18 protein-coding genes, 1 tRNA gene and 1 pseudogene are annotated in these 16,248 nt (G+C 42.8%); 6 read left to right on the top strand and 14 right to left on the bottom strand.

Going from position 1 to position 16,248, the window contains the following annotated elements; translation table 11 throughout:
* Positions 1-150: 150 nt before the first annotated feature.
* The 5 genes from IM322_RS07635 to IM322_RS07615 all read right to left on the bottom strand — a co-directional run bounded on the left by IM322_RS07635 (position 151) and on the right by IM322_RS07615 (position 2,159).
* A complete protein-coding gene (locus tag IM322_RS07635) occupies positions 151-546 on the bottom strand; it encodes a helix-turn-helix domain-containing transcriptional regulator (protein ID WP_002789200.1) in 396 nt (131 codons plus the stop codon).
* Positions 547-550: 4 nt separating this feature from the next.
* The gene (locus IM322_RS07630) at positions 551-877 is read right to left on the bottom strand and encodes a type II toxin-antitoxin system RelE/ParE family toxin (RefSeq protein ID WP_287676276.1); all 327 of its coding nucleotides are present in this window, start codon (positions 875-877) and stop codon (positions 551-553) included.
* Positions 878-999: 122 nt separating this feature from the next.
* Positions 1,000-1,314, bottom strand: a complete 315-nt coding sequence (locus IM322_RS07625) for a hypothetical protein (protein ID WP_287676277.1) — start codon at positions 1,312-1,314, stop codon at positions 1,000-1,002.
* Between the two features lie 47 nt (positions 1,315-1,361).
* Entirely contained in the window at positions 1,362-1,793 is a 432-nt protein-coding gene (locus tag IM322_RS07620) for an HNH endonuclease (protein WP_287676278.1), read from the bottom strand.
* On the bottom strand, positions 1,794-2,159 hold the full coding sequence (locus tag IM322_RS07615; RefSeq protein ID WP_286824850.1) for a hypothetical protein: 366 nt from the start codon (positions 2,157-2,159) through the stop codon (positions 1,794-1,796). It lies immediately after the preceding gene.
* A 164-nt stretch (positions 2,160-2,323) separates the two neighbouring features.
* Here IM322_RS07615 and IM322_RS07610 point away from each other — a divergent pair, with 164 nt between their 5' ends.
* On the top strand, positions 2,324-2,668 hold the full coding sequence (locus tag IM322_RS07610) for a type II toxin-antitoxin system RelE/ParE family toxin (protein ID WP_287676279.1): 345 nt from the start codon (positions 2,324-2,326) through the stop codon (positions 2,666-2,668).
* Positions 2,655-3,017, top strand: coding sequence for a helix-turn-helix domain-containing transcriptional regulator (locus tag IM322_RS07605; RefSeq protein ID WP_287676280.1), 363 nt, complete (start codon positions 2,655-2,657; stop codon positions 3,015-3,017). The genes IM322_RS07610 and IM322_RS07605 overlap by 14 nt, the downstream gene beginning before the upstream one ends.
* Before the next feature lie 68 nt (positions 3,018-3,085).
* Here IM322_RS07605 and IM322_RS07600 read toward each other — a convergent pair whose 3' ends face one another.
* The 5 genes and pseudogenes from IM322_RS07600 to IM322_RS23250 all read right to left on the bottom strand — a co-directional run.
* The gene (locus tag IM322_RS07600; RefSeq protein ID WP_287676281.1) at positions 3,086-6,406 is read right to left on the bottom strand and encodes a CHAT domain-containing protein; all 3,321 of its coding nucleotides are present in this window, start codon (positions 6,404-6,406) and stop codon (positions 3,086-3,088) included.
* Between the two features lie 16 nt (positions 6,407-6,422).
* Positions 6,423-7,724: a serpin family protein gene (locus tag IM322_RS07595; RefSeq protein ID WP_287676282.1), complete on the bottom strand. Its 1,302-nt coding sequence runs from the start codon at positions 7,722-7,724 to the stop codon at positions 6,423-6,425.
* Positions 7,725-7,747: 23 nt separating this feature from the next.
* Positions 7,748-8,608 carry a DUF4384 domain-containing protein gene (locus IM322_RS07590; protein WP_287676283.1) on the bottom strand — a complete coding sequence of 287 codons (861 nt, stop codon included), beginning with the start codon at positions 8,606-8,608 and terminating at the stop codon, positions 7,748-7,750.
* Positions 8,609-8,667: 59 nt separating this feature from the next.
* Positions 8,668-10,122, bottom strand: coding sequence for a caspase family protein (locus tag IM322_RS07585; protein WP_287676284.1), 1,455 nt, complete (start codon positions 10,120-10,122; stop codon positions 8,668-8,670).
* Positions 10,123-10,328: 206 nt separating this feature from the next.
* Positions 10,329-10,462 (bottom strand): annotated as a pseudogene (locus tag IM322_RS23250) (zeta toxin family protein); the annotation flags it as partial.
* 92 nt (positions 10,463-10,554) lie between these two features.
* Between IM322_RS23250 and IM322_RS07580 the strand changes: the two are divergent.
* The 4 genes from IM322_RS07580 to IM322_RS07565 all read left to right on the top strand — a co-directional run bounded on the left by IM322_RS07580 (position 10,555) and on the right by IM322_RS07565 (position 12,512).
* The gene (locus IM322_RS07580) at positions 10,555-10,839 is read left to right on the top strand and encodes a type II toxin-antitoxin system TacA family antitoxin (protein WP_286824854.1); all 285 of its coding nucleotides are present in this window, start codon (positions 10,555-10,557) and stop codon (positions 10,837-10,839) included.
* Positions 10,829-11,239 (top strand): GNAT family N-acetyltransferase, encoded by a 411-nt coding sequence (locus IM322_RS07575; protein WP_286824855.1) that lies wholly within the window; start codon positions 10,829-10,831, stop codon positions 11,237-11,239. The genes IM322_RS07580 and IM322_RS07575 overlap by 11 nt, the downstream gene beginning before the upstream one ends.
* Positions 11,240-11,378: 139 nt before the next feature.
* A complete protein-coding gene (locus IM322_RS07570) occupies positions 11,379-11,528 on the top strand; it encodes a hypothetical protein (RefSeq protein WP_271988458.1) in 150 nt (49 codons plus the stop codon).
* Positions 11,529-11,669: 141 nt separating this feature from the next.
* Positions 11,670-12,512 carry a methyltransferase domain-containing protein gene (locus tag IM322_RS07565; protein ID WP_287676285.1) on the top strand — a complete coding sequence of 281 codons (843 nt, stop codon included), beginning with the start codon at positions 11,670-11,672 and terminating at the stop codon, positions 12,510-12,512.
* Positions 12,513-12,637: 125 nt separating this feature from the next.
* On the opposite strand, the gene brnA is transcribed toward IM322_RS07565, so the two are convergent.
* The 4 genes from brnA to IM322_RS07545 form a co-directional block, all read right to left on the bottom strand.
* The gene (gene brnA / locus IM322_RS07560; protein ID WP_286824857.1) at positions 12,638-12,862 is read right to left on the bottom strand and encodes a type II toxin-antitoxin system BrnA family antitoxin; all 225 of its coding nucleotides are present in this window, start codon (positions 12,860-12,862) and stop codon (positions 12,638-12,640) included.
* Positions 12,852-13,121, bottom strand: coding sequence for a BrnT family toxin (locus IM322_RS07555; RefSeq protein ID WP_286824858.1), 270 nt, complete (start codon positions 13,119-13,121; stop codon positions 12,852-12,854). The genes brnA and IM322_RS07555 overlap by 11 nt, the downstream gene beginning before the upstream one ends.
* A 295-nt stretch (positions 13,122-13,416) precedes the next feature.
* Positions 13,417-13,490 (bottom strand) — tRNA-Met (locus IM322_RS07550).
* 91 nt (positions 13,491-13,581) lie between these two features.
* Positions 13,582-15,408: a peptidoglycan DD-metalloendopeptidase family protein gene (locus IM322_RS07545; protein ID WP_287676286.1), complete on the bottom strand. Its 1,827-nt coding sequence runs from the start codon at positions 15,406-15,408 to the stop codon at positions 13,582-13,584.
* Positions 15,409-16,248 lie beyond the last annotated feature (840 nt).

Here is a 16,248-nt window from a genome sequence, read left to right as displayed (position 1 = left end):
CTGAAAACGGACGTGGAGAAAGTGTCAGACTTAAGCAATTAAGCGTTTTTCGGTGAAGCGTCAACCCCGTTCAGCGACCACCCTAAAAAAGTGGCGTGGTGAGGAATCGCCGTCCGTTTTACGGCGGCGAGGATGTCAACTACTTTCTGGTTATAGATCTGGGACTTTCGTTAAAACTCCCTCATATTTTTCTTTGTTATCTCCATTCAAACTAGGCAAGTTTTCAACAACATTCTTCCCCTCTTTATCAACTGTTACAGCTAGTTTTAATCCCAAAGCCTTCAGCCAAAGCCCTAAATTATAAATTCCTATTCCTGCTGGCATTGTTAATAATTTATCGAGAAATTGCTCATAAATTTTAATTTGTTCTGCGGTTAAATGAGAATCCCCAAGAGCTTCGAGAACATTCCTCAAAGCCATTTTCAGTAATTCGGGATCGAATTCAAACTCGTCTTCTTCTAAGTGAGTTTCGAGATAAAGAGCCGCATAGTTTGGATCTTTAAGATTGTCCAGTAAAAAAGGGTGGTAGCTAATACTTTTAGACATAATTTTAACTCCGATAATCTCTCCAGTATTCTTGGGCTTGGCGAATATCTTTAATTTGAGTGCTTTTATCACCTCCACACAGTAGCAACACGATGGTTGTCCCTACTTGTCCGAAATAGATGCGATAACCTCGACCATAGTCTATTCTTAATTCAAAAACACCTCCTCCTACCGAACGGTAATCGCCTAAATTGCCCATCCTCACTCGGTCAAGTCTTTTACTGATGATAGTTTGAGTTTTAGACACTCGGATAGAATCAAACCAATTATCAAAAGGAATTTGACCATCGGGTGTTACATAACGCTCAATTTCTCTTGGTTGCGTTGCCATGAATTAACTCTAGCACATTAGTTTCCTCGCCAATGCTTAACATTTTCCGTTCGTATTTCCTAATAAAAGAAGCTTTTATTATCTCTTGCGCCAATTACCAGTTTTCTCGGCGATGGCAAGGATTAACTCCGCACTCCTTGCTGTACCATCCACTTACCGAGTGCTAGATTTATGAAGGCTTCCTGCGCTTTATCTCCCAGCTTACGCCAAAGGGGTAAGGCTTGTTCCCATTTGGTTATAGCTTGTTGATAGGATTCGGCTGTCCCTTGTTGGAATAGTTGCATCCCCTCATCAAAAAGTTGTTGCGCTTGGGTGCGGGTATCGGTTTGGGCGATGGTTGTTTGGGCGATTGCTACTTCTGCCGCCATCACCAGGGGAGATAACCCTCCAGAAAGCAACACAGTACCAGCAATCAGAAGTTTGGAGAAAGAAGCCATAGTCTTATGAAGTCAGAAGTCAGGAGGGGAAAGCCTGCCATTTTTTCTCAATCATTGGGAGGATGCCAGCCTGCTTGTACCCAATAGCTACGAACTACCAAAGCATCTGGATCGTCACTCAGATGAAGTACAGTAACAGTTGCTCTACCAATCGGTGTCAGTCCTACAATTACTATACCATCTTCAGCCCATCGGAAATGTTCCGACCAAATTTGAGTAGATGGATTAAATAGTAGGACTGTTTCGCCTGTTTCTGGGTCAATACCTGTCGTTTTGTCGCTTTTGTAGCGATTGCACAGGGGACAAGCTAACCATAAGTTAGACTCATTATTACTACCTTTTTTAGCAAGGGAAATGATGTGTTCGATCTCCAAACGAGCCATCACTAAATGCTGAGGACTCAAGCAATAACCGCAACGGTTACGCGCAGTAACTCGAACCCGACGTTCAACTTCGATAGGGATGTAGGGACGTGCCATCTATTCACTCAGAGGAGGGCGCAAACCTCGTTCAACTGCTACTTTTAAGGCACGAGCTTTATGGACTAAACCGCGCCGGTAAACCTGCATCAGTGTATCTAGTTGGTTGACTCCAGCTTCATTAAGTTCTCCTTCTTGATTCTGGGCTAAAAGACTGCTGAATAACTCTTGCTGTTCAGCTTCCATTTGCAGGTCACAGAGGGCTAAAATTTGGTTATCTGGCAAAGATTCGATGGAGAGTTCGCTGATAGCGTAGTCAATCCATTCGACTAAGATTTCTTCTAATCGTCGATGAGTAAGTGCTGCAATTTGTTTGGCTTGCTGGGCTAGGGCTTCAGGCAGTTCTAGGGTGACAGTTTCAGTCATTTTTTCTTTATTATGCCGAATAAGAGAGGACTTTGAATTCAGAACCCCCCAAACTTGGGGGGCAGGGGAGCTTCCCTGTATAGTCTTAGAGAAATCGCCTAAACCGAGGCTGTCCTATTTTACATATAAAACCGTTAAATCTGACTAACCGCTATAATTCAAACATGGCGGCTCAACCCAGAAACATTCGACGTTATGTTACCAGCGACGGCAAAGTTCCCTTTGCTCAATGGCTCGATTCTTTGCGAGATATCAAGGCTAAAACTAAAATTGCTCAACGCCTAAACCGTCTTAATTTAGGGAACTTAGGGGATTATAAATCAGTAGGAGGGGGAGTTTATGAACTACGAATAGACTATGGTTCCGGTTATCGCATTTACTTTGGACAAATCGGGACAACGATTATCTTACTCCTGTGTGCAGGAGATAAAAGAACGCAAGCTAAAGACATTGAAATAGCCCAAAAATATTGGCAAGATTATAGGAGGCGAGAAAATGCCAGTCAGTGATAGTTATCATGATTCCCTGATCGAATCCCTTAAAGATCCCCATTATGCAGCAGTTTATCTGGAAACTCATCTAGAGGGAGATGAATATGGATTTGAATCAGAATTACTCAGACTCTCCTTCAATCACGTCCTAGAAGCCCTTGGCTCCCAAAATCTAACACCAGAACAAATCAAAATTCAGGCGAAGCAATTGGAAGAATTAATGCAAAAACCTGCCCCTGAAGCCATGAATCAACTAACCTCTTGGCTCCAAGCTTTAGGATTGAGATTAACGATAACAGTCGCTCCAAAAATGCCAGAAATAAATCATCAAAATGACGCTGTTAGTTCAATCGAGATTACAGTATAGTTCAGCAAGCTTAGTAAATGCTGAACCTCAGCAAGTCTTTTTCGGGCTTAACCGAGTAGTATTGGGTCTTATTCTGCTTCTCCAATTAAAGTAAATGCCGCCCAATCTTTCGGATTATTAGGATGGTTTTTCATGGTGGTTAACATTGCCTGTCGCAACGCCTGTGCTTTATCGAGCTTTTTCTCTTGCCAATTGCGATAAAATTCGGTCATTAAACTCGCTGTGGGTGCATCAGGAACTGACCATAAAGAAACAATAATACTTGGCACTCCTGCGGTAATTAAAGAACGGGATAATCCGATTACACCATCTCCTGTAATCCTTCCTCTTCCTGTATCACAAGCACTTAAAACCACTAATTCCGCATTCAATTTTAAGTCTAAGATTTCACTAGCAGTAAGCAAACCATCATCATTACCAGAAGGAGCGAGGGCGATTGCACCAGGTACTCCTAATCCTTTAAAATCATCTAATAAACCATGGGTTGCTAGATGAATAATTCTGGCTTGAGGTAATTGGGAAAGGATGGCAGTTTTAGTGGCTTGGTTGCCTGTTAAAGCTTTAGTATTGAGTAGTTTAGCAATAGCGATCGCTTCGTTTTCTGCTGCTGGTAAGGGATTAAGTTGTTCTGGTGGTTCGCCAATTTTGACAGTTACTTTCGGCATGGTAGGATTGCCGACAACGACAAGTCCTTTCGGGTTAGCTTGTTGAACTTTTACTCGTTGTTTTTGGGTTAAGTCTAAAACTTGGATAGCGGGTGCAGTGAGAATAGTATGTTTTTCAATTAAGTATTTGCCATTAGCATCTTGTAAGGCAGGAAAAGGTACTAAAAATAGTTCTCCTTGCGGCATGAAGATGACATGAGCATTAGGATCGGAGGGGAGTAAATCAGCAATGGGAGCAATTAAGATTTTGTGGAGTTGCTTTAACTGATTTTCTGCTTCAGAGCTATTGAGTGGCACTACTTCGAGGCTAGAACCGCGTTCTCGGACTCCAAAAGATGCACGAGAACTGGTTAATAATTGTTCTAAAGAGATATTTTGTTGCCATAGTATAGGCTTTAGATCAACGCGACGAAACTCGATTTCTCCTGTAGGCTTAACAACCCAAATAAATAATTCGGATTCTTTCTTATTTTCCTGGTTCTTTATTTTGTCTCCGTGAATAATAGAGTATTCAACCAGTGTCGCATTTTGTCGTTTGGCAATCTCTCTTATCTCTTGAATTTCTGGGGTTAGTATCGAGTATTGTTTATTTGCATGAGAAGATATTCTGGCTGCCAATAATTCCACAAAAGCACGAGATCTGCCCCTTTCAGCGACTTCTAGGGCAGCATCGGTTTTATTTTGAGCAATAAGGACTTCTTGTAAAAATTCATAAAAAAGACTAATTTGTGTATCAAAAAATGAGACTTTATAGGCATCACTAGAGAACCCTTTTCGTCGTAGTTCAGAAATATTGATTGCTTCATATAAAAGTTTTTCTGCTTCTGAAGGATTACCTGATTTAAAAAGAACAACACCCAAACCCCCAGTGGCAAAGCTAAGAGCAACAGACTCCTTAATTTGTCGTGCAACCTGCAATGTTTGTTGACCATATTCTCTGGCTTTCTCATAGTTATTTATTTCCGAATAAACTTCACGAAGCCCTTCTAGTGCACTTGCAATTCCATAAAGATCTTGAGTTTTTTGTGCAACCAATAAACTCTGCTCAAAGTAATCAATTGCTTTAACATTATCTGCTAACAAAAAGTAGATCAATCCTAATTTATTTAGTGATAACCATTCACCTTGATTATCCTTAAAATGCTGTGCTATTAATAAACTTTGTTGAGCGTAATCAATTGCTTTTTTATAATTTTCTTGCCCTAAATAAGCAGTACTTAAATCTCCTAAAATTCGCCCTTCAAAGGAGCGATCTTCAAGTTTTTTAGCAAGAGGTAATCCTTGTTCTAAATACTCAATTCCTTTTTCGGCATTTCCAAATAAAAGATACGCAAACCCTATTTCATTAATAATGGTAATCTCTGCATAGGGACTTTGAAGAGTTCGGGCTATTTTCAAGCACAGTTGCCAAGAATTTAAGGCAGATTCATATTTATTTTCTTGGTAAAATTGTTGACTCGCTTGTTCCACACACTCCTTACTTAAGAGTTGCAAATAATTCACCACAACTGTTTTTCCCCAAACATCTTGAATTTCCTGATAAAGAGAATCAGCTTTTTGCCAAGATTGAAATGCCGTCTCTAATTTACCTTCTCCATACTGTTGAATTCCCTGTTGTAGAAAGGTATCCGCAACTTTTTGCTTAGATGACGGTTCAAGACTCAGGGGTTGTATTAAGCGTGATAGTTGGGGTTGGCTGATAGAAGTTCCTTGATTGAGTCGGTTTACATTCTCTAACGCTGCCCGATAGTATTCATTATTGGTCTGCTTTTGTTTTTGATAGAGATTAGCTGCTTGTTGGTAATCTGCGCCCGCGCCTTGCCAATCTCCCAAATGATAGCGAACTGTCCCTCGATGGTAGTATGTTTCGGCCAGGTTAGGACTGAGGCGGATTGACTGGTTGCAGTCTTCTAGTGCTGCCTGGTAATTGCCTTGTTGAATTCTAGCTAAACATCGGTTAGTATAAGCCTCATCAAAGTCAGCACGAATTTTAAGAGCTTGATTGCAATCGGCGATCGCTTCCTGATCATGATTCATCTGGGCATGGGTAAAACATCTATTGGAATATGCTTGGGCATCAGCAGGATCTAGATTGATGCTCTGAGTATAGTCTTCAATCGCACCTTGAAAATCGCCAAGGGCATGGCGGATAAGACCCCGATTGAGATAGATGCTTCCCTTCTCAGGCTCTAATCTCAAAGCTCTATTACAATCAACAAGGGCTTCTTGATAATTGCCCAAGTTAATCTGAACAAGGCAGCGACTGTTGTAAATCTCTGCTTTGACAGGGTTTAAGCGTAGTGATTGAGTATAATCGACTAGAGCGCCTCCATAGTCCCCCAAGTCAAAACGAATTTTTCCTCTAATGGCGTAAACTGTATCCGGTAGGTCGGGTTCAATTTGCAGAGCCTGGTTTAAATCACGAATGGCTGATTGACTATCTCCTAAATAATAGTAAGCAATTCCCCGGTTAGCGTAGGCTATGGCCATCAATCGCCTAGATTCAGGTTTTAACTGTAGCACTTGGGTCAAATCGGCGATGGCTGCTTGGTATTTTCCTTTAAGCAGTTTATCTATAGCCTGTTGCAATAAATCTTCAACGCCGACCTGACTCAGATGAACTGCTGGAGGCTTATCTTCTATCCCAATTTCCGCTTTTACCATCGGAGAAAAGCTAGTAGCAGATATTAGGATTAGGCTGGCAGTCCAAACTCCGATTTTCATGACTTTATCCTCCGCTTTATTTTGGTTCTAAAATCGACCCCATAAAAAGAATTGTGCCTGTCTGATTATCCCGAATAGCAAAGAAGAAGGGTCGGTCAACAACCATGTGAAAAGTATCCAAGTTCAAACTATATAACGTCATGACTCCAGTGACGGCTGCTGCTTCAGTTCCCTCTTCATTAACTTCGATAAATATCTTCTGCTTGACCTGATCGATGCTAAATTTGTTGGTATATGGCTCGACAGCCGCCGCTATCATTCCAGAAAAATCAGCTAAATTTCTATCAAAGGCAACTCCCATCCCCAAGGCTTTCAAGGTATCATTAAGGGTGATTTCATAGTCGAACTTGAAGCGAGGCAATTGAATAACTCCTTCTTTGAGCTTAAAATGAGTCATCCATTGCTCCCAGGTTTTGCTATTAAGTTGTCGATGAAAATCTTCTAGGCTTATCCCTAGTTTGGGCAGGAAAACATACATACTTAATCGACCATTGCCATAAGGCAGACTCACCGATTGAAATAGATCGTTCTCATAGTAGGGATAATCATCCTTCCGACTAGACATCATAGGATGCTGTTTCTGAGTGCCATTGAGTAAATGAAAAGGTAAATCTTGGCTTTGATCTTTGGGAAAAGGAATCTTCCATTTTCCTTTAAAGTAGATGGCATTGAAGATTAGAACAGCCGAATCTGGGTCAAGCGTATCAACGATTACGTCTATTTTGCCGTTGGTGTTTTGTCTAACCCACTTATTAATTAGGGAAGGAACACTTGGATCTTTAAAATCCAAAGTGTCTATTTGAGCAGCGTAAGCCTCTCTGACTCTTTGGAGAAAGTCAAGATTAAATGACATCCCTTGTCTGATCCAAAGGGAGTTAGCAATGGAAAGCTGAACTTCAGGATCTAGATTTCTCCAAGAGTCTTTCAAAGCTGCATTAGCTTGGTTGACTTCTTCTAGGCTAATCCCTTCCAGTTCCAATGTTTTAGACATTGCCTGTTGGGTTTTTCCACTGGCACCGTTATAGGTCATAGCCAGGGCAATAGCAAGGCTAGTGGGCGAAATAGCAATATTTTGATTAGGTTGTTGCTGAAAGAGTTCCGAAAATATCTTGAAACTAAATCTGTTATTGGCTTGAACAATCCCCAGGTTAGTAGCTTCAGGAAGTTGGGAGAGGAATGAAGGGAGATTCTCTTTCGCAGATAAATTTCTCAAATCTTGAGTCTGTCCAACTTCAGCAAAACTTAGTGTCAGTAATTCTAGATAGGCTGCTAAAATCACACCTATCGATATAAAAAGTAGTTTTTTCATGGCAATCATAATTAATAATTAAAGTGTTAAAATCAATTGTTTGAAATCCCAATAACCTCAAAAGTAATCGACATAGCCGCCATCTGTCGGGTATCAATCTGACGCACTCCTGAAGTAGAAACTGTCCCACCCCCCCGACTTCCCTCATCTAAATCATCCAGAAGGCTAAAAATCGCCTCGTCTGGCTGAGTTAAATCTACAGGTGTCCCTCTCAGACTATCCCCTCTCTCTGTAGCTAAAACCCGCAACAATTCCACAGCTTTGGTTAGAGGAGTCGTGGTAGTAATAACCAACACTTCCGCTATTCCCGTTTCACCCTCTACCTTAAATTTATACAATTCCCCTCGATTGGGATCGGGAATCTGAATTTTTTCCCCCGGAGTCACAGGAGAATTATCTCCCGTCCCCAGTAAAGGCGAAAGGACACAAAGCGTCCCATCTACACTGATAAGCAAGACGCTGATATAGAGAGGAACTAACTCGTTATTTTGCACGAGAAATTGTACTTGAGTCCCCTGCTTGATTTTTTGCGCGTTACTGGTTAAACCGCGCACTCCCCTAGTTTGACTGAGACTGCCTGACTTTGCACCCCTAACCGTAAACGATTCTGCTACCAATTGGCCGCCATCTACCGTTTCCATCGCCGCAGCTACACTCAAGCGAGCCGAAGTCGCATTGAGGGTTAACTTGACCAACCTCGCTGCTAATAAAGATTTGAGTTTGGCTTGCAATCGCCTGACTCCATCAGTTACACTTTCTCCTGAAATCCCAGCCGAACCCGGAATCAGATCCGCAGCCAGAGAAAATAAAGCCAGACTACCTATTTCTGGCAAGGGAGTCACTTTAAGTTTCTGCAATTGTTGATAAGCTAAACGGCTTTTACTTCGGATCACCGATATAGACTCCAAAAGGGTTATAGCTATTGGATCATGCAGGTTAAGCGCCGTTTAGCTTAGTAAGCGGGAGTTACTCGACCCAGAATATAGTGGATATCTGTCTCATCTGAGGAAACCGCTTCCATGGATTTAATCCCTTGTAAAGCTTGCTTGGCTGCTGCTTGTTCCTGTCCTAAGGAAGCATCTAAGCGAATGCGGAGGGTTAAATCACTCGGAATTGCCCGCGATCGCTCTTGAAGTAGAGTCCCGGACGCAATATTATCTCTTGTCTGCATCAGTTTCCCCTTAGCTGTCAACTCTTGACGGGACTCTATCTGAACTTGACCGCGTTCTTTTCCTTCCCCATCCACTAAAGTTAAAATTGCCCCCCGACCGAATGCTTCTAAAGTACGCGGATCGATCCCTCCCAAAAACAGATCCACCCGATTTCCCTGCACTTGAGTGACCACAGCTTCAGCAGGGATTTTCTGATCTGGTTTGAGAAAATAAACCGCTTGCTGGCTGTTGTTACTTCCCTCCCTAGTATTAAATTCCGGTTGCTGTAATAAACCAGCCGTCGGGAAATATTCGCGTAAAATGCGCTCGGTAGTCGCCGTCGCACTCACCATCACTTGACTGACTGACTCGCCTCCCGTTTGCTGCCAGAGATAGCGAGTCAAGATATATGTAAAGATACCAGCCGCCGTATCACCAAAGGAAGCATCGATCGCCGCTTGGTCAGTTCTAGCAGCCGCCAGCATTATGCCTTTGGGAACGCCTTTTTTTCGCTCTGTGGCCAAGTCTGAAGCGGTCAAGTTGAGTCTGGACATCAGTTGTTTTTGATATTCCTGTTCCTGGGGACTTGCTAACAGTTGGATATTAGAGTTTTCAGTCCGGTTTAACTCCCGATTTCCAGGGCGCGATCGCACAGTTAAGATGCCCTTTCTCGCCCCTCCAGAGTGACAACTATCCAGAATAAAAGTGACATTTTCTGTATTAATTGCTTGCATTAACAACCATAGAGTATGACCTGTAATATCATTGACTTTTCCTCCTTTATTGGGATAACCTGGAGGGAGAATGCTATCAACAGGAACGATTGTGCTAACTTGCCCATCTTGAAAAATTTGATCGGGATCAAAAACTTGAGAACCATGACCAGAAAAGTGAAAAACTACCACATCACCAGGTTGCGCCCATTTAATTAAATGTTCCTCAAACGCTTGTAGGATATTCTCACGAGTTGCTTCATGATCAGTTAAAAGCAAAATTTGATCGGACTGAAATCCAAAACGGTGAATGAGTAATTCCTGTTGTAGTTTGACATCATTGACTGCGCCTTCAAGGGTTATCCATCTAGTATCGGGGTAATTATTAACACCCACTAATAATGCCCGTTTACGAGGTGTATTCTCTGCCAGTACGCTACGATAAAAAATGGCTCGCTGTTTCAATTCCAACTGGCTTAATCCTAAAGTGGCTAATAAAGAACCAGTCATGGATAGTAATTGCCTACGCTTAATTCTAGTCATAAAATTTCCCTACCTATTTAATACTACCAAATCTTGATACTGAAAGCATTTATTATGGTGATTTGGGGGGAATTTGCCCAGCCGTTAAGGTGACAATTTAGCCATCTTTTAAAATGCTGATAGACTCTCCTAGATCGCTATTCTCACACCAGCATCGATTTTCTGATGCAGTTCTGTTAAAGTGGATTCAGTCAATTGAGTTGCAGATAGATAATCCAAGTATCGCACAAGGATAAATACAACTGGGTCACGTTAATACGTCCCCGCTCATAACGACGACGAACCACATCTTCGGGAATATTATGCCACTGGCTACCTTTCTGTCAACTCTCTCTAAAGACTAATGATTTCCTCCTCTTCTTTTCTGTGTACTTTGTCCGCCTAAATCTGTTAAACTAGAAACATCGGAACTCAATACTGGAGAAACCCCTTATGTCAGAAACCTCAAAGGTTAAAGATAGCCGTATAGACTTGAGAGTGACTCAAGAACAAAAAGAACTTCTCGAAAAAGCCGCCTCCCTCAGAGGAATTTCCTTAAGTGCTTATACTCTTCTTCACCTGTTACCTATTGCCAAACAAGACATAGACACTCAGGAAAGATTGATTCTTTCAGATCGAGATCGAGACTTATTTATGCCCATTATGGAAAATCCCCCGGAACTTCAAGGAAACCTCAAAACAGCCATTAAAAAATATCGAGATAAATATGGACAATGAGGCGGAAAAAAGATGGAATTTTGTCCCTATTCATCAAAAGTATCAACGAGAGTATTTTGACTGTGGTTATCCCGTCTTAAATGATTATCTCAAAAAATACGCTCGGCAAAATAATGAAAAAGGAATTGCTAAAACCTTTATTGCCATTTCCCAATCTGAGCCTTTGAAAATTGAGGGTTATTACACAGTCAGTGCTAGTGTTATTGAGTTTGACTCTCTCCCAAAATCTTATCAAAAAGGAATGCCCACCTATCCAATTCCAGCCCTACTAATTGGCAAGTTAGCTGTGGATAACTCAGTCAGAGGACAAGGATTAGGAGGAGAATTACTCGTAGATGCACTTTTTAGAGCCGTCAAAGCTTCTCAGGAAATTGGCATTTTTGCAGAGTTGATGCTATAGATTTAAGAGCCAAAGAATTTTATTTAAAATACGAATTTATTCCTTTTCAAGATCAACCGCTTTCACTCTTTTTACCGATGAAAACTATCCTCAGAGAATTTATCTAATTTTTATTTTCAGACAAAAGAGAAGAAAAGTCATGAAACTCGAAATTAATTTTGGAACTTGTTGCTCCAGTGCTGCCTTACTTCTAGATAGCACTCCCAAACCTACCAAAGAACCGCTTTTGTCAATTATTTTTGATCTAGAGCGAACTAATCAATTAAGTCTCTTGCCAGAAAAGATTTAATTTGTCGGTAGTGTTCTGAATCTGTGGATAAAACAAGTCACAATGAATAGACTGACTACCCCGCAGAAATACGATCCACAGGTCTAGAACATTACCCATTCATCTTATATTTAATTCCATCCACTCACTTAGGAAATCACCATGGAACTTTATCAACGAATTGCTGATTTTTATGACTCCTCTAGTGGACTATGGGAAAGGATTTGGGGCGAACATATGCACCATGGTTACTACGGTCGCGGCGGCAAGATTAAACTCGATCGCCGTCAGGCACAAATTGATTTAATAGAAGAATTATTAACTTGGGGAAATGTCACCGGCGCTAATCAGATTCTCGATGTGGGTTGTGGTATTGGTGGCAGTAGCCTTTATCTGGCCGAAAAATTTCACAGCCAAGGGGTGGGGATTACCCTTTCCCCGGTACAAGCCGCTAGAGCCAGCCAAAGAGCGCAAGAGTTCAATTTAAAAGAACAAGTGAGTTTTTGTGTGGCTGATGCCCTAAAAACCCCCTTTCCTGACGATAATTTTGATCTGGTCTGGTCATTGGAAAGTGGCGAACATATGCCCGATAAAAGGCAATTTCTGCGGGAATGTTATCGGGTTTTGCAGCCCGGGGGGACTTTTTTGATGGCAACTTGGTGTCATCGTCCCACCACTTCCCTGGCCGGTAATTTAACGGAAGGGGAGATTAAACTATTAAACGAGATTTATCGGGTTTATTGTCTCCCCTATGTGATTTCTTTGCCAGAATACGCCGATATTGCCCGTGACATTGGCTTTCAAGACCTAAAAACCGATGATTGGTCCCTATCGGTGGCCGCTTTTTGGGATGTGGTGATTGACTCGGCCCTAACCCCAGATGCGATCGCAGGTTTGTTAGCAAGCGGTTATACTACTATCCAAGGAGCTTTATCTTTAGGGTTAATGCGGCGCGGTTACGAGTCGGGTTTAATTCGTTTTGGCTTACTGCAAGGGAAAAAATAATCAGCTTGGCGATGATTACAGTGCAGCGATTGATTATTAGGCGTTGTCAGATCAGAATAGGAAAGATGCAATGCAATCCTTGCTATCAAAGCAATTGGAGTTCCGGTGCTGATTCGGATCATCTTTCAATTTGACAACGCCAATTTTTCCTCAATCCAGTCTTTGACAATAGCTTGTAACGGTAAATCACGACGCTGACTTTCTTGCTCAAGAGCCTCTACCATCCATGAGGGAAACTCAAACGCAATTGTTTGTTCCTCGGAATTAGAACGTTTAATTTTAGTTAAATCCAAGTATTCGATGATATTTTCTCCATCATCAAATTTGCGGTCAAAATCTTCAGCTTTCATAAATTTCTACCTCTTCAGGTCTAGAGCGTCGGACTGAAATAATACGGATTTTGGTTTGACGATAGGTAACTACAGCTGACCAATGCTTACCTGCTATTATACCAATAACAACAAATCGTGGTTCATTTTTTGTTTGGGCTGGAATTTCGACTTTTTGGGAATCTAACCATAATACTTGAGCTTCAACAAAATCTAGACCATGTTTATTTTTGTTAGCTTGGCTTTTATTAGGATCAAATTCAAATTCCGGTTTTTTCATTCTCTTGGCTTCGTTTCCGTGGCTGCATCTCAATTTGGTCGAAATATCTATAGGACATTTTGGGCGCACGCAGTTCGATAAACTCACTGACCACTAGGCACTCCTACAATAATATTATGGTAGTGACTGTATCGGCAAAAGTTATAGTACAATTGAGCTAATAAACTTTGGAATTCCCTTGCTGCTGTTATCAGTAAAAAGTTATCAGGTAGAACCTGAAGGGAGCGTTCCCAAGTAAAAGGGAACGAGATATCACCTGATTATAATCTTGCTGGTTTTCTTGGATCTTGTCCGATGGCTCAGGGCAGATTTGAACTGCCGACCTTGGGCTTATGAGTCCCCTGCTCTGACCAACTGAGCTACTAAGCCGTTGTTTACACAGTTATCAATAATAACACACAATCACCCAATTGCACAAGAGCAAAAAAGGGAAGATTTTTTCTTCCCTTTCTGGGCATCTTTAACGTCTGCCTGGCAGGAAAGCCATGGGATTGACTGCTCCCTGGCCGGAGGGGTGAACCTCGAAATGTAGGTGGGGGCCGGTGCTAAAACCGGTGCTACCCATCTGGGCGATTGGCTCGCCTTGCTGAACAGTTTGGCCGCGACGCACCAGCAGACGGCTGTTATGGGCATAGAGAGTGGTGCTACCATCGGGGTGACGCAGTTTCACCAGATTGCCATAACCGCCAGAATTCCAACCGGAGGAGATTACTTCACCGGCGGCCGCCGCCACAATCGGGGTCCCCACTGGACCGGCGATATCGATGCCGCGATGAGGTCTGCCCCAGCGCCAACCGAAACCGGAGGTTAACACACCCCTGGTGGGCCAGATAAAGCCGGTAAAAATGGGGGTGGGATTAGGTAAATACTCATCGGGATTAGTGAGGGGAGGAAGGGAAGGTTCTACGGTTTCGCCGACGGGAATTCGTAGGCGGTCATTATATTCTTCCACATTGGTAGGAGCCGAACCGATAATCTGTGGGGGGGTGCTTTGGTTAGAACGAGAACGAAGGGCAGCCCATTGAGGATTAGGGGTTATTTGCCGATCATCGACGGTTTCTGAGGGATTATCGACGGGAATAGCGATACTTTTCTGGGTTTCCGAAAGGTTAGTTTCCCGCAGATTAGCCACCTCTTGGCGCAATCTTTCCCGATAGCTGCCGGTGATATTTTCGGGGAATTCTTCCGTCTCCGTGGTGGCAGTTGCGGCGGGCAAATTTTGTCGATTGCTGGGGTTAAAGGACAATCTAGGGCGATCGCCGACCAAGGGGGTAAGATTTTGATTAACTCTAGCGTTGGCAGAGCGGTCGGGAATCACTAGGGTTTGATTAACTTTAATCCGGTTGGGGTTGTCAATGCCGTTTTCCCTGGCTAATTCGGCGGGGGTGATGCCGAGAGCGCGAGCGATCGTGTTTAAGGTATCCCCTGGCCGAACCCGATAAACTTGATTTTCTGGGGGAATTATGACCCGAGGATTGGGAACGGCGGGAATTTCAGTCACAGGAGCCGGATTTCGTAGGGCGACGCTGGGAATTTCCGGTCTGCTTGTCAAGGGAGGATTAACGGGAATTGTGGCTATCGGGCGATCGCTTTCAGGGGTGGGAACGGGAATCGGGATCACCTGGCTGGTTGGTCGGGGCGATTCTTCGGGAGCAATAACGGGAATCTCGACAGCGGTTGGCGAATTATCGGGAACAAGAGCGGTAGTTTCGGTGACGATTACTGTTTCCCCGGAATCGGACTGATGGGGGATTTCCTCGGTCCGTAAGGCGGCCAAACTTTCTTGGAGACGTTGACGGGTTTGACGCAGACTAGCAGAGGAACTATCCAACTGCTCAGGAGTTGCTGCCGGGGCTGCCGGGGGCAACTGCTCAGGAGTGGGAATTTTTAAGGTTTGTCCGATAATCAGATCGGATTGGGGGGGGAGATTATTGCGGGTAGCGATCGCTGTAGGGGTGGTTTGATAGGTGTCGGCTAAACTCCACAGGGATTCTCCCGGTTTTACCTGATGCTCAACCACTGATGTGGCGATGAATTTGACGGTAGCAAGTGCTTGGGATTGGATTATTTGCGGTTCTTTTAGTTCTTTACCCGCACCTTTTGCTTTTTGGGACAGGTCAATTACTTCCCATTCTAAGGGGACAGAATTGGCGGCCTGGGCTGATTCTGAGGTGGAGTTGAGAATGCTAGGTACTCCCAGAGAGAGTGCTAATCCCAGCAGGGCAGCCGAGCAACGGACTCGGTTAGACTCAGCAGTGCAATTCTGTTCTGGGGTAGCGGATGTCATGGGGTTGTGGATAAAAGTCTCTTTCAAACAGACCTCCTGTGGTGTAAAGAGTTAGCTAGAGCCAGTCTATTCAGCCGATGATTCTAGCTTTCAGCATTAGCCTTGAGGCTAGAGTAGAAGTTAGGCAACTTTCTTTTTAGTCAAAATACCTAAAGGTGACTTTTAGGAGAGATTAACTTAGATTTTGAAATTGTGCAAGTCTCCCTCTGACTATTAGCATCGGGATCACGGCAAGTTGGTGACATTTTGAATGTCCAGATTGACGATGCTCTATCTCAGTTGTTCCAAGCTGATCAGCATTTTTGGTCCTGCCAATTTTTGCCCGTTTTTTCATAGAAATTTTTTATCTGTTTTGCCGTTTACAAAGAAATTATTAATCATTTCCCATCCGTTTTTAATAGAGTGAGGGGAATTTCTGAAATGGAATTCAGTCTGTCTATATTTGACTATACTTTTACTAACTAGGGTTTGCGGCAAAAAGTTTTTCGTGGGGACAGGGTGTGGGGTGTGGGGTGTGGGGTGTAGGTTTTTACCGATTCTGAGGGGGTCAATTACCTAATTTTCAGAGAAAAAGTCCCGGAATTTTCCCCCGATCACTCCCAGAACTGGTACTTTTTGATTGACAAAAAGTCTAAAAGTCTTACCCAACAAGGTTTTTAGATTTATTCAGCAAGCCCTAACTAAGCTAAAACGCACTTAAACCACCTAAAATAGAAATAGTAACTTGAGAAAAATTCTACTTATGCCAGCTAAAGATTTCCTAGAGTTAGAAGAAAAGAAAAACTTACAAAAATCTCTTAAAGAATAAGAAAGAGCAGAAGTTAGGGAAAGAATTTTAAT

It is taken from the genome of Microcystis sp. M109S1 (assembly GCF_020247025.1).
In the GTDB taxonomy this organism is placed as follows: Bacteria; Cyanobacteriota; Cyanobacteriia; order Cyanobacteriales; family Microcystaceae; genus Microcystis.
Note: the sequence above shows the minus strand (reverse complement) of the source record. Positions and strands in the feature narration are given on the sequence as shown.